Genomic DNA, 19,206 nt, shown 5'->3' on the forward strand with positions numbered 1-19,206 from the left:
GACCGATGAGCACCGAGGGGGACGACACGCGGAGGGCAGCGCGGCCGGCCGGGTCCGGCAGGCGGGGCCTCGTCGGCCGGCTGTCCTGGGGGCTGGCCGACCAGGCGGCCTCCAGCATCTCCAACTTCGCGGTGGGCATCTGTGTGGCCCGCTCGCTGGGGGTGAGCGCGTTCGGCGTGTTCAGCCTGGCCTGGGTGACCTACGGAGTGGTGCTCAACGTCTCCCGGGGCCTGGCCACCGACCCTCTCGTGGTGCGCTTCAGCGGCGTGCCCGAGGCGTCCTGGCGCGGGGCGGCGGCCCGGTCGTCGGGCACCGCGCTCTGCGTCGGCGTCGCCCTCGGCACGGCGTGTCTGCTGGCCGGCCTCACCCTCGGCGGCCCTGTGGGGCCCGCGTTCGCCTGCCTCGGCGTCATGCTGCCCGGACTGCTGCTGCAGGACGCCTGGCGGTTCTCGTTCTTCGCCGCCGGCGCCGGACGCAAGGCGTTCGTCAACGACGTCGTGTGGGGCGTGGCGCTCGTCCCGGCCATGGTCGTCGCGGCCCGCGTCGGCAGCGTCGCCGCCTTCGTGCTCGCCTGGGGCGCGTCCGCCGCGGTCGCCGCCGCCTACGGGTGCCTTCAGTCCGGCATCCGGCCCCGGCCGTCCGGGGCGCGCGGCTGGCTTCGTGAGCAGCGCGACCTCGGCTACCGGTACCTGGTGGAGAACGTCAGCCTCAGCGGCGCGAGCCAGCTGCGGGCGTACGGGCTCGGCGTGATCGCCGGAATCGGTGCGGTGGGCGCGGTGCGGGGCGCGGAGCTGCTGCTCGGACCGTTCCTCGCCGTGCTGATGGGCCTGTCGCTGGTCACCGTCCCCGAGGCGGCACGGGTGCTGCGGCAGGCCCCGGGGCGGCTGGGCGGATTCTGCCTGCTCCTCGGCGGCGGGCAGGCCGTCGCCGCCCTGCTCTGGGGTGGGGCGCTGCTCCTTGCGCCGGACCGGCTCGGCGCTCTCGCGCTCGGCGGCGTCTGGCCTTCCGCCTCCCAGCTCATCGTGCCGATCACCCTCGGCGTCGCGGGCGCGAGCCTCGGCACCGGCGCGGCGGCCGGGCTGCGCGCGCTCGCCGCGGCCCGGCGCAGCCTGCGCTGCCAGTTGTTCGCCTCCGTCGGTTATGTCGGCGGCGGGCTCGGCGGGGCGGCGGTCGCGGGCGCCGTCGGCTCTGCCTGGGGCGTCGCCGGCGCGACCGTCTGCGGCTCGGCCGTGTGGTGGCTCCATCTGCGCTCCGCCCTGCGCGAGCACCGTCAAGAACCCATCCGCGAAGTGAGGACGTCATGACCGCCCATCCCCGGCTGAGCGTCGGCCTGCCCGTCTACAACGGCGAGGAGTACCTGGCCGAGTCGTTCGACGCCCTGCTCGGCCAGACCTACGAGGATTTCGAACTGGTCGTCACCGACAACGCCTCGACCGACGGGACCCAGGAGATCTGCCGCGAGTACGCCGCGCGGGACTCCCGCGTCCGGTATCTGCGGCTGCGCCGGAACATCGGCGCCGCGCCGAACCACAACTACGTGTTCACCCAGTGCCGCGGCGAGCTGTTCAAGTGGGCCTCGCACGACGACCTGTACGCCCGGGACCTGCTGCGGCGGTGCGTGGAGGCGCTGGACGAGCGGCCCGAGGTGATCCTCGCCCACGCCGACCAGGCAGTCGTCGACGAGGACGGCAAGGTGAAGGTCCCCTACGCGTACACGCTCGACACCGCCTCGCCGAGCGCGCCCGCGCGTTTTCGCAGCATGCTGTTCGAGCCCGGCGGCGACGACTTCTACGGGGTGATCCGGGCCGATGTGCTGCGCCGGGTGAAGCCGCACGACAGCTACCACCACGCGGACCGCACGTTCGTCGCCGAGATCGGTCTGCACGGCCCGTTCCACCAGGTGCCGGAGCTGCTGTACTTCCGCCGCGACCACCCCACCCGCGCCGAGCGGGCGAACCCTTCCAAGCGTGCCCGGTGCGTCAACCTGGACCCGCGCCGGGCGGGTCCGCTGCACCCCACGCCCCGGCTGCTCGCCGAGTACGTCGGCGGCTTCGTCGGCGCGATCCGGCGGGCGCCGCTGTCCTCGTCCGACCGGCGCGCGTGCTACCGGCACCTGGCCGCGTGGATGGCGAGCCGGGCCCGCAGCGGCGCCGGCGAGCGCGTCGAGGACCGCGCCCCGGTCGACCCGGACCTGCTCACGGTCTCCGTGGACGACCTCGTCGCCGGCCGTGAGCGGAGGCGGACATGAGGACGGCGACACGGGTGGGGGTGTTCGGCCTGCTCGGCTCCGGCAACCTCGGCAACGACGGGTCGCTGGAGGCCGTGCTCGGCTATCTCCGCGCCGAGCACCCGGACGCGGTCGTGGACGCGCTGTGCGGCGGGCCCGAGGTCGTCACGGCCCGGTACGGCGTCCCCGCGACACGGCTGCACTGGTACCGCGGGGAGTACCGGACCGCGTCGCGTGCGGGCGCGGTCGCGGCGAAGGGGCTGGGCAAGCTCGTCGACGTCTTCCGTACGGCCGCCTGGGTGCGCCGGCACGACGTGGTGATCGTGCCCGGCATGGGCGTGCTGGAGGCCACGCTGCCGCTGCGGCCCTGGGGCTTCCCCTACTCGCTGTTCCTGCTCTGCGCGACCGGCCGCCTGTTCGGCGCCCGGGTCGCGCTGGTCGGCGTCGGCGCCGCCCCGATCGCCGACCGGCCGACCCGGGCCCTGGTGCGCTGGTCGGCGCGGCTGGCCGCCTACCGGTCGTACCGGGACGTCCAGTCCCGCGACGCGCTCCGGGCGATGGGCGTGGACACCGCACGCGACGAGGTGTATCCGGACCTCGCGTTCGCCCTGCCGACGCCGCCGGCGCAGCGGCCCTCGGGCCCGCCGGGGCCGGTCTGCGTGGGCGTCATGGACTTCCACGGCGGCAACGACGACCGCGCACGGGCCGAGGAGATCCACCGCCGCTACCTCGACGGGACGACCCGCTTCGTCCGCGCGCTGGTCGCGGAGGGCCGGCCGGTCCGGCTGCTCACCGGCGACGCGTGCGACGCGCCGGTGGTCGCCTCGATCCTCGAGGCGGTGGACTCGCCGCTGGTCACCGCCGCCGAGGCGGCCTCACTGGACGGCCTGACGAAGGAGACGGCGGCCGCCGACGCCGTCGTCGCGACCCGCTACCACAACCTGGTGTGCGCGCTGAAGGCCGGCACGCCGACCCTCGCGCTCAGCTACGCGGCCAAGAGCGACGCGCTCATGGACGGGATGGGGCTGGGCGCGTACTGCCATCCGGCCCGTGAGGTCGACGCCGACCGGCTGCTCGAACAGTTCCGGTCGTTGGAGAAGCGCTCGGCGGAGCTGCGGCGGACCCTCGCCGAGCGGAACCTCGCCGTCGCCCGGCGTGTCGAGCACCAGTTCACCGCCCTGACGGCGGCCCTGTTCCCGAGGTCCGCCCCTGCCCACGCCCTGAGGGAGGCTCCGTGAGAGCGACCGAAGTCCCGGCGATCGCCGGCGCGTATCTGTTCGAGCCGACGCCGCACGCCGACGAGCGCGGTTTCTTCTGCCGCACCTTCGACGCCGACGTGGTCCGCTCGGTGGGGCTCGACCCGGACGCCTTCGTCCAGGACAGCCTGTCCCGATCGGTCCGGGGCGTGCTGCGCGGCCTGCACCTGCGCTCCGGCGCCGGCGAGGCCAAGCTGGTGCGCTGCTCCTACGGGAAGGTCTTCGACGTCGTCGTGGACCTGCGCCCGGACTCGCCGACGTATCTGGGTCAGGCCTTCTTCGAGCTGTCCGGCGAGACACAGGTGAGCCTGTACATCCCGGCGGGGTGCGCGCACGGCTTCCAGGCGCTGACCGACATCGCCGACACCTCGTACCGGATCGACCGTGAGCACGATCCGGCCGAGGACGTGACGATCGCCTTCGACGACCCGGAGCTCGGCATTCCCTGGCCGCTGCCGGTCACGTCGATGTCCGGGCGGGACCGGCGGGCGCCGAGCCTCGCCGAGGTCCTGAAGCAGAAGGAGAGCTGAAGTCAGCGTGGACACTGAGGAGTTCCGCCTGCCCCGGTCGCGGCTGGCGAACGAGCGGCTGCACGCCCTGATCCCCGGGGGCGCGCACACCTACGCCAAGGGCGACGACCAGTACCCCGAGGGACTGGCCCCGGTCATCAGCCACGGCCGCGGCGCCCACGTGTGGGACGTCGACGGCAACCGCTACGTCGAGTACGGCTCCGGACTGCGGTCGGTCAGCCTGGGCCACGCCCACCCACGGGTGACCGAGGCGGTGCGACGGGAGGTCGACCGCGGCGGCAACTTCGTCCGCCCGTCCGTCGTCGAGGTGGAAGCCGCGGAACGCTTCCTGGCCACGGTGCCGACCGCCGAGATGGTGAAGTTCGCGAAGAACGGCTCCGACGCCACCACGGCCGCGGTGCGCCTGGCCCGCGCCGTCACCGGGCGGCCACGGGTGGCCCTCTGCGCCGATCACCCGTTCTTCTCCGTCGACGACTGGTTCATCGGCACCACGCCGATGTCCGCCGGCGTCCCGGCGGCGACGACCGAGCTCACCGTGTCCTTCCCGTACGGCGACCTGGCCGCCGCGCGGGACCTGCTCGCCCGGTACCCGGGCGAGGTGGCCTGCCTGATCCTGGAACCCGCCACCCACACCGAGCCGCCGCCCGGGTATCTGGAGGGCCTGCGCGAACTGGCCGACCGGCACGGCTGCGTGCTGGTCTTCGACGAGATGATCACCGGCTTCCGCTGGTCGGAGGCGGGCGCGCAGGGCCTGTACGGCGTCGTCCCCGACCTCTCCACGTTCGGCAAGGCGCTGGGCAACGGGTTCGCCGTCTCCGCGCTGGCCGGGCGACGCGAGCTGATGGAGCGCGGCGGACTGCGTCACTGCGGTGAACGGGTGTTCCTGCTGTCCACCACGCACGGCGCGGAGACCCACTCGCTGGCCGCCGCCATGGCCGTGCAGGCGACGTACGTCGAAGAGGGCGTCACCGCGCGGCTGCACGCCCTCGGCGAGCGGCTGGCCGCCGGCGTCCGCGAGGCCGCGGCCGCCATGGGCGTCGGCGACCACCTCGTCCTGCGGGGGCGGGCCAGCAACCTGGTCTTCGCCACCCTCGACGAGAATCTCCGGCCGTCGCAGCGCTACCGCACCCTGTTCCTGCGCCGGCTCCTCGCGGGCGGGGTGCTGGCCCCGTCGTTCGTGGTGAGCGCCGCGCTCGACGACGCCGACATCGCTCACACCGTCGAGGTGGTGGCCGAGGCGTGCGCGGTGTACCGCAAGGCGCTGGACGCCGACGACCCGACCCCCTGGCTGGGAGGACGACCGGTGAAGCCGGTGTTCCGGCGGTTGGCCTGAGGCGGGGTGACGTGACGTCAGGAGGGCGTGCGCCGAGGGGGTTCGGCCATCCGGTCGGCCGTGCGGTCGACCAGCCACCCGGCCGCCGGTGTCACCGCCAGCGCGGTGCACCAGCCGCCGAGGGCGTCGGTCGGGTAGTGCGCCCCCAGGGTGACCTGCGCCCAGCCCATGACACCCCCGGCGACCAGCGCCGAGGCGAGCAGAAGCGACATGCCTGCCGCCCCGCCGAGACCGAGCCGGCCGGTCACGAGCAGCGCCACCGCGAGGGCGAGGGCGGTGAGGAAGGCGGTGTGACCACTCGGGTAGGACAGGTTCGCCTCGCCGTGGATGGTGCGCCCCACCAGGTGCTTGAGAAGGGTCGCCGCGCCGACGGCCGCACCGACGCCGACGACGACGGACACCGCCGCGCGAGGACGCCGTAGCAGCAGGCAGCCGATGACGGCGGCCCCGACCAGCGTCGCCGCGCCCAGGGGCTCACCCAGGAAGTCCACGGCCAGGGCGATGTCCCGCCACGGCGGCCCCACCCCGTCCACCGTCGCCTGGAGTCGCGCGTCCACCGCGCCGGGTGTGCTGTCGCCGGCGTACAGGCCCCCCAGCCCGAGGACCACGAGTGCCGCGCAGACCGCGGTCAGCCCGAGCCACGCGCGCAGCGCGCCGACGCCCCGCTCCGGCCGACACCGACTCCTCAGCACTGAGCCTCACTCGTCCACCACACCGGCCAAGGGCACCGGAACCGGATGCCGTTCGCCACCCTAGCCGAGACGGCGAATCCGGTACCCCGGAGCGGGAGTTCGGGCGCGGAGTGGCCGAGACCGCCCGTTCAGGAGCGAGTGGTCACTCGGCGGACGGCCGTGCCGCCAGGATGGAACGCTTGTAGGAGTAGGAGAAGTAGATGACGCACCCGATGGCGAACCAGATCGCGAACCGCACCCACGTCTGCCACTGCAGGAACGTGATCAGCCAGATCGAGAAGAGGACCCCGAGCGCCGGCACCACCGGCATCCACGGGGTGCGGAAGCCGCGCGGCAGCTCCGGCTGCCGGTAGCGCAGCACGATCACCGCCGCGCACACCACCACGAACGCCAGCAGGATGCCGATGTTGGTCAGCTCGGCCGCCTCTCCGATCGGGACGAACCCCGCGATGAGGGCCGACACCGCACCGACGATCCAGGTGACCCGGGTCGGCACGTGCCGCGTCGGGTGCGTCTTGGCGAACCACTTGGGAAGCAGCCCGTCGCGGGACATCGAGAACCAGACGCGGGTCACGCCCAGCATGAACGTGAACATGACGGTGAGGATGCCGATGATCGCGCCGACGGCGATCACATCCGCGAGCGCGTCGAGTCCCACCGCTTTGAACGCCGTGGAGAAGCCGCTGCGCGGGTCGATGTCCGTGTACTTCTGCATGCCCGTGAGCACCAGACAGGCCGCCACGTACAGCACCATCGAGATCGCCAGCGAGTAGATGATCGCCTTGGGCATGTGCCGCGTCGCGTCCTTGGACTCCTCGGCCGCCGTCGACATGGCGTCGTAGCCGAACACCGCGAAGAACACCGTCGCCGCACCGGTGAAGGCACCGCCGATGCCGAACGGGAAGAAGGGGTGGTAGTTGGCGGTCGTGATGTGGAAGACGCCCACACCGATCACCAGCAGCACCACCAGCACCTTCAAGGCCACGACGAACGTCTCGAAGCGGGCCGCGCTCTTGATGCCCAGGTTGAGCAGCCAGGCGATCAGAAGACACAGCACGGCCGCGAACAGATCGACGCGGCGCCCGGTGCCGGTGCCCGGCGCGCCCAGCATCCAGGCGGGCAGGCTCGCGCCGAGCTCCTCCACCAGGAAGCCGAAGTAGCCGGAGATGCCGATCGCCACCACCGCCACGATCGCCGTGTACTCCAGCAGCAGGTCCCAGCCGATGAACCAGCCCGCGAACTCGCCCAGCACCGCGTACCCGTAGGTGTAGGCCGATCCGGCCTTCGGGATCATCCCGGCGAACTCCGCGTACGACAACGCGGCGCACGCGCTCGCCACACCGGCGATCAGGAAGGACACCAGCACCGCGGGGCCGGCCTTGCCGTTGGCCACGGTGCCGGCCAGCGTGAAGATGCCCGCGCCGATGATGCCGCCCACGCCGATGGCGGTGAGCTGCCACAGTCCGAGCGATCGGTCGAGCCGGGCGCCCTCGGTGACCTCCGTCTCCTCGATGTGCTCGATGGGTTTGCGACGGAGAATTCCCTCACCCGGACGGAGCCTGCCCATGGCTATCACCTCTTCGCCGACGGAAACGGCTGACGGCGGATCATGATGGCCCAGCACCGGTCTTCAGGAAAGCCGCCACGCGCGTACCGGACCACGCACAGAGCCAGGTTCTCCTCGTACTGGGTAGCGGCTGTCCTCCGGGCTGCTGGGCGATCGCCCTTCCCTTGGACGCAACCAAGGCGCGAGGTGCTGCGTCGATCATTGACGTAACTGCTGACGCACGTTGATGAAGGAGTGCACGATGTTACGCACGAGCGGCCCTCTTGCCTCTGCGATGAGCCGGCGCACGCTGCTCGTGGCGGGTACGGCCACCGCCACGGCCCTGCTCACCACCGCGCCCGCCCGCGCGTCGGACGATGTCACCGACGGCCTTCGCGCGCTGGAGGAGCAGTACGGGGCCCGGCTGGGGGTCTACGCCCACAACGTCCGTACCGGGGGAACGGTCCGGCACCGTGCCGACACGCTGTTCCCGATCTGTTCGCTGTTCAAGACGCTCGCCGCCGCGGCGGTGCTGCGCGATCTGGACCGCGACGGCGAGGTGCTGTCCCGCCGGATCCACTACACCGCGGCCGACTTGGTCGAGAACTCGGACGTGACGAAAGCTCACCTGGCCACGGGGATGACGATCGCCGAGCTGTGCGAGGCCGCGATCTGCCAGAGCGACAACACCGCGGGCAATCTGCTCCTGCGCGAGTTGGGCGGGCCCACGGCCATCACTCGTTTCGCCCGGTCGCTCGGCGACCCGGTGACCCGGCTGGACCGGTGGGAGACGGAGCTGAACTCGGGCGAGCCGTGGCGGGTGACGGACACCACCAGCCCGCGCGCGATCGGCCGCACCTACGCCCGGCTCGTCCTCGGCGACGCGCTCAGCCGGCCCGACCGCACGCTGCTCACGCACTGGCTGCTGCACAATCAGACCAGCAGCACCCGTCTGCGCGCGGGTCTGCCGTCCTCGTGGACGGTCGCGGACAAGACCGGCGGTGGTTCCTACGGCACCAACAACAACGTGGGCATCGTCTGGACGGATGACGGCACCCCGCTGGTCATCTCCATCATGTCCCGCAAGTTCGAGCCGGACGCCGCGTCGGAGAACAAGCTGATCGCGGACACCGCGCTCCTCCTGGCCACCGCGCTGCGCTAGGGCCTGTCTGACAAATCCCCGCCTGCTCTGCGGGCGGACGACGGGGATTTGTCAGACAGGCCTAGCACCCCATTGTCGGATCATGTGCGCGCACTGTACCTGCGGGCGACGGCGAACCTCCCCCACTCACGACGTCGCCTACGGGCAGGGGCTTTCGTGGCCGCGACCTGGTCAGGCGGGCCCGGTGCTCGTGGGGGCGGGCGACGTCGTCGTCCTGGGAGCCTCCTCCGGCGCGGGTTCGGACGGTCCGGGCAGCCCGCCCGGGCACGCTCCCGCGGCCGGCTCGGCGCTCTCGCCGAGGAAGCCTCCCGACTGGTGCCGCCACAGCTTGGCGTAGGCGCCGTCCGCCGCGAGGAGTTCCTCATGGCTGCCCTGCTCGACGACGCTTCCACGGTCGAGGACGACGAGACGGTCCATGCCCGCGACGGTGCTCAGCCGGTGGGCGACCACGAGGGCCGTGCGTCCGTCCATCAGCCGCCACAGGGCGTCCTGGACGAGGAGTTCGCTCTCCGAGTCCAGCGCGCTGGTCGCCTCGTCGAGCAGCAGGATCGGGGCGTCGCGCAGGATGGCCCTGGCGAGGGCGACGCGCTGGCGCTGGCCGCCCGAGAGTTTCACGCCCCGCTCCCCCACCAACGTGGCGAAGCCGTCGGGGAGTTGGCCGGCGAACTCCGTGACGTGCGCGGCCTCGGCCGCGACGAGGACCTCCTCGTCGGTGGCGCCGGGCCGGGCGAAGGCGATGTTGTCCCGCAGGCTGCGGTGGAACATGGCGGGTTCCTGCGGAACGTAGGCGATCAGTGAGCGCAGGTCGCTCTGGCGCATGCGGCTGATGTCCTGGCCTCCGATCAGGATGCGCCCCTCGTCGATGTCGGACATCCGCAGCAGGAGCCGGGTGAGGGTGGTCTTCCCGCCGCCCGACCTGCCGACCAGGCCGATGCGTGCGCCGGCGGGCACGTCCAGGTCGAGCGCCTGGAAGATCGGCTTCGCGCCCGCGTGGGCGAAGGTCACCGCCTCGAAGCGGACGCCCTCGTCGCGCGGTGCGAGCGGTTCGGGTTCCCTCGGGTCGAGCACGGTGGGCGGATCCAGCAGCAGCTCCGTGAACTGCGCGGCCTCGGTCATCGAGCTTTCCAGACGCCGGTAGATCTGGTTGAACTCGAACATGATCTGGGTCGCGTTGGAGTAGTAGGTGAAGGCGACGACGACCTCCTCCACCCCCTGGCCCGGGCCGCCGAAGGCGATGGCGACGAGCAGACCCAGCACGTTGGTGGCCACGGACATCGGGGCGATGAGAACGTCCACGCGCAGATTGCCGTAGTCCCAGGACCTCAGCGTCAGTCGCCGGGAGTCGGCGACGCGACTGCGGTGCTCCTCGGCCTCCCGCCGTTCGGCGGCGAACGCCCGGATGGTCTCCATGTTCATGAGGCTGTCGGCGACATGGCCGGAGACCCGGGCGAGCGCGGCCTCACGCTGGTTGACGAGCCGCTGCCGGCGACGGATCAGCGGCGTCGCGGCCACCACCGTGAGTCCGACCATCACGAACAGACCGACGACGAGCATCGGTTCGTAACTCCAGAGCACCACCGCGCCGAACACCAGGGGAACGAGGCTGCCCACGATCCGGTACGTCACCGTGTCGACGAAGTCCTCGAAGCGCTTGCCGAAGCTCAGCACCCGTTTGGTCAGCGAGCCGGCGAAGTTGTCGTGGAAGAACGCGGCGTCCTGGGCGAGGAGTTCGTCCATGCCGCTCACATACAGGTGTTCCATGCCGAGGGCGTCCACCCGGTTCAGGCAGTGCTGCCCCACCCGCCACACCGCCTCGGCGAGCAGCAGCGTCACACCGAAACCCAGCACGTACGGCAGCGCCGAGGCGAGGGTGAGACCGCCGCCGTCGGCCGCCTGCCCCGCCAGTTTCGCGATCAGCAGGGGCGCGACGTATCGGACGCCGATGTTGCCGACGGCGGGCAGCAGCAGCGCGGGCAGGGCCAGTCGTCGCAGCCGCAGCAGTTCCCGTCCGTAGCGACGCAGGGCCAGTACGACCGCGCTCCTGGCCGGTGTCGTCCCTCGCGTGTCCGTGGTCGCCATCACACTCCCGTCCGTTCGGAAGTCGGAAGTGTCCCGTCAGGGGAGGTCCCCGGTCCAGGCATTTAACGCGGATGGGCGACAACCGGACACGGAACCGAGCGCGTGCGCGGCGGATGCGCCGGGCCGTCACGGCGGAAGGCGCTCCGGGTGACCGGAGCGCCTTCCGTGCCGAGGGTCAGGACACGTCAACCCGTGGGCGAGGGCGCGGGGTTGCCGTAGTAGGCGTCCGGGCCGTGCTTGCGGGTGTAGTGGCGGTCGAGGAGATGCTGAGGCGGCGGGGCCGCCGGGGACAGGGACAGGGTGTGGAGGGCGATGTCGGCGACCGCCTCGCAGATGATGGCGTGTTCGAGCGACTTGCGGGCGGTGGCTCCCCAGGTGAAGGGGCCGTGGCCGGCGACCAGCGCCGCCGGGACCTCGACCGCCTTGCGGTCGTCCTCGCCCAGCGTGTCCACGATGACGCGGCCGGTGTTGTACTCGTAGTCCTTCGCGCACTCCTCGGCGGTGAGGTCACGGGTGACGGGGATGGGCCCGTTGAAGGTGTCCGCGTGCGTGGTGCCGAGGACCGGTATGTCGCGGTGCGCCTGGGCGAAGGCGACGGCGTGGGTGGAGTGGGTGTGGGTGACACCGCCGATGGAGGGGAAGGCGAGGTAGAGACAGCGGTGGGTCTCGGTGTCGGTGGAGGGGCGCAGGTCCCCGTCGACGACCTCGCCGTCGGACAGCCGGACGGTCACCAGGTGGTCGAGGGCGAGGTCCTCGTAGGGCACTCCGGAGGGCTTGATCACGAAGACCCCTGCCTCCCGGTCGACGCCGCTCACGTTGCCCCAGGTGAGGGTGGCGAGACCGACCTTGGGGATGGTCAGGTTGGCGTCCAGCACCTCCTGTCGCAGGCCGTCGCGGACTCGTACGGTCATCGGTTGTCTCCCGGGATCCGGTTCACGGCCGTCACAGGGCCTGGGCGAGGCGGTGGTAGGCGGCGTTCCAGCGGACTTCCTTGGCGAACTGGTCCGTGGTGGTGTTCTCGTCGATGGTGAGCAGTTCCACGCCGGTCATGGCGGCGTAGTCGGTCAGCGTCTCCAGGTCGACGGCCGAGCTGAGCACGGTGTGGTGGGGGGCGCCGGCCAGCAGCCAGGTCTCGGCGGACTCCGCCAGTGAGGGTCGCGGCGTCCACACGGCCCGGGCCACCGGCAGGCGGCGCAGCGGCTCACTCGGAGGGATGACGTCGACGGCGTTGGCGGTCAGCCGGAAGCGGTCGCCGAGGTCGGAGAGTCCGACGACCACCGCGGGGCCCTCGGCCGCGTTGAAGACGAGGCGGACGGGGTCCTCACGGCCGCCTATGGACAGCGGGTGGATCTCACAGCTCGGGCGGTCGGCGGCCACCGAGGGGCACACCTCGAGCATGTGGGCGCCCAGGACGCGCGGGGTGCCGGGGCCGAGGTGGTAGGTGTAGTCCTCCATGAAGCTGGTGCCGCCGGGCAGCCCCTGTCCCATGACCTTCATGGTGCGCAGCAGGGCGGAGGTCTTCCAGTCGCCCTCGCCGCCGAAGCCGTAGCCGTCCGCCATCAGCCGCTGCACGGCGATGCCGGGCAGCTGGCGCAGTCCGCCGAGGTCCTCGAAGTTGGTGGTGAAGGCGGTGAATCCGCCCTCGGTGAGGAAGGAGCGCAGGCCGAGTTCGATGCGGGCCGCGTACACCAGGGAGTCATGGCGCACGTTGCCCCGGCGCAGCGCCGGGACGACGTCGTACGACTCGCAGTACTCGTCGGCGAGTTCCGCCGCGGCCTTGTCCTCGACCGCGTCGACGACGGCCACCAGGTCGTTGACGCCGTAGGTGTTGACGGAGAAGCCGAACCGCAGCTGCGCCTCGACCTTGTCGCCCTCGGTGACGGCCACGTCGCGCATGTTGTCGCCGAAGCGCGCGAGGCGCAGACTGCGCGAGGTGTGGCGGCCGACGGCGGCGCGTGCCCAGGCCGACACGCGCCGGACGACGCGGGGGTCGGTGGCGTGACCGGCGACGATCTTGCGGTCGACGCCGACCCGGGACTCGATGTGGCCGAACTCGCGGTCGCCGTGGGCGGCCTGGTTGAGGTTCATGAAGTCCATGTCGATGCTCGGCCAGGGCAGCGACAGGTTGTACTGGGTGTGCAGGTGCAGCAGCGGCCGGTCCAGGGCGCTGAGGCCGGCGATCCACATCTTGGCGGGCGAGAAGGTGTGCATCCACGCGATCACGCCGACGCAGGTGTCGGAGGCCGAGGCCTCCTGGCAGATCCGCCGGATCGACTCGGCGTCGGTGAGGACCGGCTTCCACACGATCCGCACCGGGATCTTGCGGGCGAGGGTCTCACAGATGCTGCGGGACTGGTCGGCGACCTGACGCAGGACGTCGTCGCCGTAGAGGCCCTGGCTGCCGGTGAGGAACCAGATCTCGTGGTCGGGGTAAGGGCTGGCGTTGGTGTCCATGAAGGTCTTTTCCTTTCAGGAGGACGCGGAGACTTCGGCCCGCATCCGGCGCAGCCGGTGCATGACCTCGTTGGCACCGCGGCCGAAGTAGTCGTGGAGCAGCCGGTATTCGGCGTACAGGCGGTCGTAGGCCGCGGCCCGCTCGGGGTCGGGCTGGTAGACGGCGGGACGGGCCTTGCCCATGGCCTGCGCGGCGGCCCGGATGTCCGGGTACGCGCCCGCCGCGACCGCCGCGTGCATCGCCGAGCCCAGGGCGGGGCCCTGCGCGGAGTCGATGACCCCCAGGGGCAGCCGCGTGACGTCGGCGTAGATCTGCATGAGCAGCGCGTTCTTCGTCAGGCCGCCGGCGATGATCAGTTCCCGCACGGGGACGCCGGACGACTCGAACGCCTCGATGATGGTGCGGGTGCCGAAGGCCGTGGCTTCCAGCAGTGCCCGGTAGACGTCCTCGGGGCGGGTGGACAGGGTCAGGCCCACCAGGACGCCGCTGAGGTCGTGGTCGACGAGGACGCTGCGGTTGCCGCTCTGCCAGTCCAGCGCGATCAGCCCGTGCTCGCCCACCTCCTGCCCGGCCGCGAGCGCGGTGAGGTGCTCGTGCGCGTCGCGCCCCAGGGCGGCGGCCTCCTCGGCGTACGACGCGGGGAACCCGGTGCGCACGAACCAGCCGAAGATGTCGCCGACGCCGCTCTGCCCGGCCTCGTAACCCCACAGGCCCGGCAGGATGCCTCCGTCGACGACCCCGCACATGCCGGGTACCTCGGCCCACTGGTCGGAGCTCATCACATGGCAGGTGGAGGTGCCCATGATGGCCACCATCCGGCCCGGCTCCACCGCGGTCGCCGCGGGCGCCGTCACATGGGCGTCGACGTTGCCGACGCACACCGCGATGCCCTCCGGCAGCCCGGTCCACTGCGCCGCCTCGGCCGTCAGTCCGCCGGCGCGCGAACCGAGTTGGCCGATCGGGTGCTCCAGCTTGTCCGTCACGAAGTCGGCGAAGCCGGGGTTGAGGGCGGCGAGGTACTCGCGGGAGGGGTAGACGCCGTCCTGGAACTGGCCCTTGTAGCCGGCGGTGCAGGCGTTGCGGAGGTAGGCGCCGGACAGGCGCCACACGATCCAGTCGGCCGCCTCGACCCAGCGGTCGGTCTTCTCGTAGAGCTCCGGGTCCTCCTCCAGCAGTTGCAGCGCCTTGGCGAACTCCCACTCCGAGGAGATCTTCCCGCCGTAGCGCTTCAGCCACGGCTCCTTGCGCTGCTCGGCCAGTTCCGTGATGCGGTCGGCCTGGGCCTGGGCCGCGTGATGGCGCCAGAGCTTGACGTAGGCGTGCGGACGGCCGGCGAGGCCGGGGAGCTCGCACAGGGGGGTGCCGTCGGCGAGCACCGGCACCATGGTGCAGGCGGTGAAGTCCGTGCCGATGCCGACGACCTGTTCCGGCCGCACACCGGATCGGGCCAGGGCCTCGGGTACGGCGGTGCGCAGCACGTCGATGTAGTCCGAGGGCACCTGAAGGGCCCAGTCGGGCGGCAGAGGGGTCCCGTCGGGCAGCTGACGGTCGAGGACGGCGTGTGCGTACGGGTGCTCGGCGGCGGCCAGTTCGGCCCCGTCGGATACGCGGACGACCACGGCCCGCCCCGAGAGCGTTCCGTAGTCGACCCCGACGACGTACGTCTCGGGATGGGGCTGCCCGTTGTTCTCGGCGTTCACCATCTCGCCGCCCTTCTGTCCGATATTTCGAATGCTGTTCGATGTGCTGGCAGGGAGTATGACACGACCCTGAAACCGCAGGAAGACAGCCGGGGACCGGCAGGATCGCCGGACCCCGGCCGCTGTTCCCACGGCAGCCGGGAGGCAGCGGGTCTAGCCGACGAGCTTCCAGTCCTGCGAGCCGTCGTCGGCCGCGTTCTGCAGGGTCAGCGGCGCTCCCGCCGAGGCTCCGGTCAGGTAGACGCTCGTGTTCCTGACGGCCTGGAGCCTGTAGTAGCCGTCCGCCGTCCTGACGAGGTTCCAGCTGCCGGACGCGCTGTTGTCGACCCACTGGCCGATCCGCTGGCCGACGGTGGCGTTGCCCGTCCAGATCGCGGCCGCGCGTCCGCCCGACTTGTTCAGCAGGGTCGTACCGCCGTTCGGCTCGGTCACCACGTGCCAGTACTGGGTGTCCGGGTCGGCCGCCGCTCCGGCGTCCTCCAGGACCACGTCAGGCGTGTTCGCGTTGCCGAGGTTGGCGTCGTTGGTCCGGTTGCCGGTGCCGATCACCTGGCCGGTCCTGCGGTTGACGAGCCGGTGGTAGGCGCCCTTCGAGTCGCCCAGGTCGACCTCGGCGAAGGCGATCTGGGACGTGCCCTGGTTGTTGAGGATCGCGACACGGCCGGTGCCGTCGACGTACTGCAGGTTGCGGCTGTAGCCGGCCGGCGAGGTGGTCTGGTACTCCGTCCACACGCCGTCGCTGCGTCCGCTGTCGTTGACCCAGACGCTGCCGCTGTTCGCCGCGTTGTACACCAGGCGCCCGTCGGGCAGCCGGATCAGCACCGGGCTGCCGCCGCCCGCGAGCGGACGGGAACCGGCGACGACCGGCAGGGAGCCGACCGACATGCCCGTCTGACTGCCGCGGAAGAACTTCAGCGGGTCGTCGGCGATCACGTACCGGGTGTTGGCCCCGCCGCCCCAGTACTCGAAGGTGAGCATCCACTTGCCGTCGGTCGTGGGGACGACGTTGGTCATGCCCGGCCGGCCGCCGCCGATCTCGGTCTTGCCGCCGCCCATGTCCTGGACGGATCCGGAGACGTCGACGACGGGGTCGCTCCACTTCTTGTTGTTGCCGTTCCAGGTCTTGTGGACGAGGATCTGGCCGTGCGAGTCGGCGGCGGCGCCGTTGGCGGGGTCGAGGGCCGGGACGCCGGTGAGCGGGTTGAAGCCCGTGTAGTCGTCCTCGTCGGAGTAGTAGCAGACGAGTTTGTTCTTGTAGACCATCAGGTACGGCTCCCACAGCGGGTCGACCTGCTTGGTCCTGTTGGCTGCGGCGATGTTCCGGCCGACCGCGCCGGCGCTGCCGCCCTGCCAGCCGCCGGTGGCGATGAGGTTGACGATCTCCCAGGTCTTGCCCTCGTCCGTGCTGGAGTACAGGGCGATCGCCAGGTCGCTGCGGTCCCCGTCGTTGTCCGGCGTCCAGTTCGGGTCGGCCGCCTTGTGCTCCGTGTAGTAGTGGTCGTCGCCGGAGACGACGCCGGCGAGCAGCAGGGTGCCCTTCTTGAGCGAGCCGACCTTCTCCGGGAGAACGTAGAGGTAGGGGTTGGTCCAGGCGCTCGTGTACTTGGCGTATTTGGGGTCCTCGGACAGGTACGCCGGGGCCTTGACCTCGGACAGCGCCTGCCAGCTCGTCCCGTCGTCGTCGCTCTTGTAGACGGGCAGGGTCTGCCCGTCGGCGCTGCCCGACTTCGGCACGACGGTGGACTTCTCGAACGCCGCGACCAGGCGTCCGCTGGGCAGCTGGGCCGACTTGGGGTAGACCGCGCAGTTGCCGCGCCCTTTCAGGCACGGGTCGCTGCCGAGCTGGTAGAGGATGCCGCCGGTCGGGTTGTAGGCCAGCGCCCCGGACGCGGGGACGGCCAGCAGCGCGGCGGCCGCGCCGAACGTTGCCAGCGCCTTGCCCAGGTTTCTTCTCTGCACAATTCCTCCTTCAGGAATGACCACGGTGATGCGGGGGGCTTCGGCCGCCGGCGCGGTGCACTGCTCTGGGGGGCCGCGCGGCAACCCGGTCGGCAGGACATGCCTATCGGGCGGTCGGGGCCGTCCCGGGGTCGTCGGCGACGAGCACGCGGACGTCCCACGGCCCCAGTTCCAGCTCCGACGCGGCCGGTACGCCGTCGCCGCTGAGGACGTCGGACAGGTCGGCCGGGGACTGGACCCGGGTGGGCTCCCAGCTCCAGTTGTGGACGATGTGGACGCGGCGTCCGTCGGGTGAGGCGCCGGTCGTCGCGGTGACGGACGCCGGGAGGTCCTGCCAGCCGCCGCGGGTGTCCGGGGCCAGCCACGCGGCCAGGGTCCGGGCGAGGTCGCGGCCGGGAACGGTGCCGACGCAGGTGACACGGCCGGCGCCGTGCTGCCGGGTGGTGACGGCCGGCCAGCGCCGGAAGTGCGGGTGGTCGTAGGAGGCCAGCACGTCGGCGTCGACGGGGGTGAGGCATTCGGCCCAGTGGGTCGCCGTGGCGTCCCCGGCCGCCTCCAGCGGGCCGCCGGGCACGGCGCGGACCGGGACGGGACCCACCAGGTTGCTGAACTCGTCGTAGTGGACGCCCGCGGCCTCGGCGAGGCGTCCGGGAGCCGGCTCGTGCCGGGCGCGGGCCTCGTGGTCGGCGTACCCGGTGCGGGGGCCGAGGACGAGGTGGCCGCCCTCGTGGGCGTAGGCGGCGAGCCAGTCGAGGGTGGCGTCGGCGGCGAGGTACAGCGCCGGCACGACCAGCACGGGGTGGCGGCGCGCGGCCTCCTGCGGCGTCATGCCGTCGACCAGTTGGCGCACGTGCTTGATCCGGACCTGCCGGCCGGCGTCGAACGCGCCGCGGTAGAAGGGGTCGAAGACGCGGTGGTAGGCGGCCGGGTCCGGGGTGCCGTCCGGCTTGGCGATCGGCGGGTACTTCTGCATCAGCCACTTGCTCGGCGTCGAGTAGACCATCGTGATGTCGGCGTCGGGCTCGAGCCCGGCGACGAGCGGGCCGGCCTTGTCGAACTCGGCGCCCAGGCGCGCGATCTCGGCGTAGGCGCGGCCGGGCCGGCCGCTGTGCGGGAGGACGCCGCCCCAGTAGGTCTCCGCGCCGAAGCGCAGGGTCTGCCACTGCCAGTACTCGATCATCCGGGCGCCGCGCGCGACGTGCGCCCACGCCGTCTGCCGCCACTGGCCGTCGTAGCCGGGCCGGTTGTCCCAGGGGAAGCCGATGGAGCTCGCGTTGGTCTCGGTGACCAGGAAGGGTTCCTGGCGGGAGGAGAACATCCAGTCGGCGGTCTGGTACATCGACCAGACGCCGGTGGTCTTCCAGACCTGCTCGTGCTCGTCCGGGGTGGGGTCGGGCAGCAGCAGGCCGTCCTGCATGTCGTAGTACGGGTTGCCCGAGGCGATGTCGAGGCGGGCGGCGAGTTCGTCGTCCTCCACGCCCTGGCGGGTGTAGGAGATGCAGGTCGTGACGAAGTGGTCGGGGCTCGCGTACTCGCGGACGATGTCCGCCTGCCAGCCGATGAACTCGGTGACCTGCCGGGCCTGAAACTCCCGCCAGGCGACGTCGTACTGCGGCTGCTCGTTGCCGTCGGGGGTCCACAGGTCGGCCCACGTGGACAGCCGGTGCGACCAGTAGACCAGGCCCCACTCACGGTTCAGGGTCTCGACGTCGCCGTACTTCTCCCGCAGGTGGTCCACGAAACGCTGGAAGACACCGCGGTTGTGGAAGAGGTGCAGGCCGGGCTCGTTGTCGACCTGCCAGCCGATGACCGCCGGGTGGTCGGCGTACCGCTGGGCGATCTTCCGGATGATCCGTTCGGCGTGGTGACGGAAGGCGGGGTGGGTGAAGTCGATCTCCTGCCGGGCACCCCAGCCCATGCGCTCGCCGGTGCGGCGTTCGGCCGTGATCTCCGGATACTGGCGGGCCAGCCACTGCGGTGCGGCGTATGTGGGCGTGCCGAGGACGACCGAGATGCCGCGCTCGTGGGCGCCGTCGAGGACCGGTTGCAGCCAGTCGAGGTCGAACTTCCCGTTCTCCGGCTCCCAGGTGGACCAGACCGACTCGCCGACCCGGATCACGGTGAACTTCGCTTCGACCATGAGGTCGAGATCGGTCTTCAGCCGTTCGTCGGGCCGCAGTTCGGGGTCGTAGGCGGGCGTGTACTCGTGGTAGTACGCGGCGCCGAAGAGGACGCGGGCAGGCAGAGCCGCCATGGGGGAACCTCCG

General features: G+C 71.7%; 14 protein-coding genes. 6 read left to right on the forward strand and 8 right to left on the reverse strand.

What is annotated here, in order from left to right; all coding sequences use genetic code 11:
• Positions 1 to 5: 5 nt before the first annotated feature.
• The 5 genes from ACIRS4_RS02485 to ACIRS4_RS02505 are packed head-to-tail and all read left to right on the forward strand — an operon-like array spanning position 6 to position 5,346.
• On the forward strand, positions 6 to 1,304 hold the full coding sequence (locus ACIRS4_RS02485; RefSeq protein ID WP_404188799.1) for a hypothetical protein: 1,299 nt from the start codon (positions 6 to 8) through the stop codon (positions 1,302 to 1,304).
• Positions 1,301 to 2,248, forward strand: coding sequence for a glycosyltransferase family 2 protein (locus ACIRS4_RS02490; protein WP_404188803.1), 948 nt, complete (start codon positions 1,301 to 1,303; stop codon positions 2,246 to 2,248). Before ACIRS4_RS02485 ends, ACIRS4_RS02490 begins: the two co-directional genes overlap by 4 nt.
• Positions 2,245 to 3,465, forward strand: coding sequence for a polysaccharide pyruvyl transferase family protein (locus ACIRS4_RS02495; RefSeq protein ID WP_404188806.1), 1,221 nt, complete (start codon positions 2,245 to 2,247; stop codon positions 3,463 to 3,465). Before ACIRS4_RS02490 ends, ACIRS4_RS02495 begins: the two co-directional genes overlap by 4 nt.
• Positions 3,462 to 4,013, forward strand: coding sequence for a dTDP-4-dehydrorhamnose 3,5-epimerase (gene rfbC / locus ACIRS4_RS02500; RefSeq protein WP_404188808.1), 552 nt, complete (start codon positions 3,462 to 3,464; stop codon positions 4,011 to 4,013). Before ACIRS4_RS02495 ends, rfbC begins: the two co-directional genes overlap by 4 nt.
• A 7-nt stretch (positions 4,014 to 4,020) precedes the next feature.
• Positions 4,021 to 5,346, forward strand: coding sequence for a glutamate-1-semialdehyde 2,1-aminomutase (locus tag ACIRS4_RS02505; RefSeq protein ID WP_404188811.1), 1,326 nt, complete (start codon positions 4,021 to 4,023; stop codon positions 5,344 to 5,346).
• Positions 5,347 to 5,363: 17 nt separating this feature from the next.
• Here the strand turns inward: ACIRS4_RS02505 and ACIRS4_RS02510 are convergent, their stop codons facing one another.
• Entirely contained in the window at positions 5,364 to 6,035 is a 672-nt protein-coding gene (locus ACIRS4_RS02510) for a phosphatase PAP2 family protein (RefSeq protein ID WP_404189768.1), read from the reverse strand.
• Positions 6,036 to 6,180: 145 nt separating this feature from the next.
• The gene (locus ACIRS4_RS02515) at positions 6,181 to 7,605 is read right to left on the reverse strand and encodes an amino acid permease (RefSeq protein ID WP_404188813.1); all 1,425 of its coding nucleotides are present in this window, start codon (positions 7,603 to 7,605) and stop codon (positions 6,181 to 6,183) included.
• Positions 7,606 to 7,846: 241 nt separating this feature from the next.
• On the opposite strand from ACIRS4_RS02515, the gene bla reads away from it, so the two are divergent.
• The gene (gene bla, locus ACIRS4_RS02520) at positions 7,847 to 8,746 is read left to right on the forward strand and encodes a class A beta-lactamase (RefSeq protein WP_404188816.1); all 900 of its coding nucleotides are present in this window, start codon (positions 7,847 to 7,849) and stop codon (positions 8,744 to 8,746) included.
• A gap of 171 nt (positions 8,747 to 8,917) precedes the next feature.
• Here the strand turns inward: bla and ACIRS4_RS02525 are convergent, their stop codons facing one another.
• The 6 genes from ACIRS4_RS02525 to ACIRS4_RS02550 form a co-directional block, all read right to left on the reverse strand.
• On the reverse strand, positions 8,918 to 10,825 hold the full coding sequence (locus ACIRS4_RS02525) for an ABC transporter ATP-binding protein (protein WP_404188818.1): 1,908 nt from the start codon (positions 10,823 to 10,825) through the stop codon (positions 8,918 to 8,920).
• 185 nt (positions 10,826 to 11,010) lie between these two features.
• Positions 11,011 to 11,736, reverse strand: coding sequence for an L-ribulose-5-phosphate 4-epimerase AraD (araD, locus tag ACIRS4_RS02530; protein ID WP_404188821.1), 726 nt, complete (start codon positions 11,734 to 11,736; stop codon positions 11,011 to 11,013).
• A 31-nt stretch (positions 11,737 to 11,767) separates the two neighbouring features.
• The gene (gene araA, locus ACIRS4_RS02535; RefSeq protein WP_404188823.1) at positions 11,768 to 13,279 is read right to left on the reverse strand and encodes an L-arabinose isomerase; all 1,512 of its coding nucleotides are present in this window, start codon (positions 13,277 to 13,279) and stop codon (positions 11,768 to 11,770) included.
• A 15-nt stretch (positions 13,280 to 13,294) separates the two neighbouring features.
• Entirely contained in the window at positions 13,295 to 14,983 is a 1,689-nt protein-coding gene (araB, locus tag ACIRS4_RS02540) for a ribulokinase (RefSeq protein WP_404188826.1), read from the reverse strand.
• 150 nt (positions 14,984 to 15,133) lie between these two features.
• Positions 15,134 to 16,939 carry an RICIN domain-containing protein gene (locus ACIRS4_RS02545; protein ID WP_404188829.1) on the reverse strand — a complete coding sequence of 602 codons (1,806 nt, stop codon included), beginning with the start codon at positions 16,937 to 16,939 and terminating at the stop codon, positions 15,134 to 15,136.
• Between the two features lie 103 nt (positions 16,940 to 17,042).
• Entirely contained in the window at positions 17,043 to 19,193 is a 2,151-nt protein-coding gene (locus ACIRS4_RS02550) for a beta-galactosidase (protein ID WP_404188832.1), read from the reverse strand.
• Between the last annotated feature and the right edge of the window lie 13 nt (positions 19,194 to 19,206).

Source organism: Streptomyces sp. NPDC101166 (assembly GCF_044768125.1).
Classification (GTDB): Bacteria; Actinomycetota; Actinomycetes; order Streptomycetales; family Streptomycetaceae; genus Streptomyces.

Coding starts and splice junctions, on each gene's coding strand:
- ACIRS4_RS02490 (WP_404188803.1), top strand. CDS start 1,301: ATGACCGCCCATCCCCGGCTGAGCGTCGGCCTGCCCGTCTACAACGGC.
- bla (WP_404188816.1), top strand. CDS start 7,847: ATGTTACGCACGAGCGGCCCTCTTGCCTCTGCGATGAGCCGGCGCACG.
- ACIRS4_RS02515 (WP_404188813.1), bottom strand. CDS start 7,605: ATGGGCAGGCTCCGTCCGGGTGAGGGAATTCTCCGTCGCAAACCCATC.
- ACIRS4_RS02495 (WP_404188806.1), top strand. CDS start 2,245: ATGAGGACGGCGACACGGGTGGGGGTGTTCGGCCTGCTCGGCTCCGGC.
- ACIRS4_RS02525 (WP_404188818.1), bottom strand. CDS start 10,825: ATGGCGACCACGGACACGCGAGGGACGACACCGGCCAGGAGCGCGGTC.
- araB (WP_404188826.1), bottom strand. CDS start 14,983: ATGGTGAACGCCGAGAACAACGGGCAGCCCCATCCCGAGACGTACGTC.
- araA (WP_404188823.1), bottom strand. CDS start 13,279: ATGGACACCAACGCCAGCCCTTACCCCGACCACGAGATCTGGTTCCTC.
- araD (WP_404188821.1), bottom strand. CDS start 11,736: ATGACCGTACGAGTCCGCGACGGCCTGCGACAGGAGGTGCTGGACGCC.
- ACIRS4_RS02550 (WP_404188832.1), bottom strand. CDS start 19,193: ATGGCGGCTCTGCCTGCCCGCGTCCTCTTCGGCGCCGCGTACTACCAC.
- ACIRS4_RS02485 (WP_404188799.1), top strand. CDS start 6: ATGAGCACCGAGGGGGACGACACGCGGAGGGCAGCGCGGCCGGCCGGG.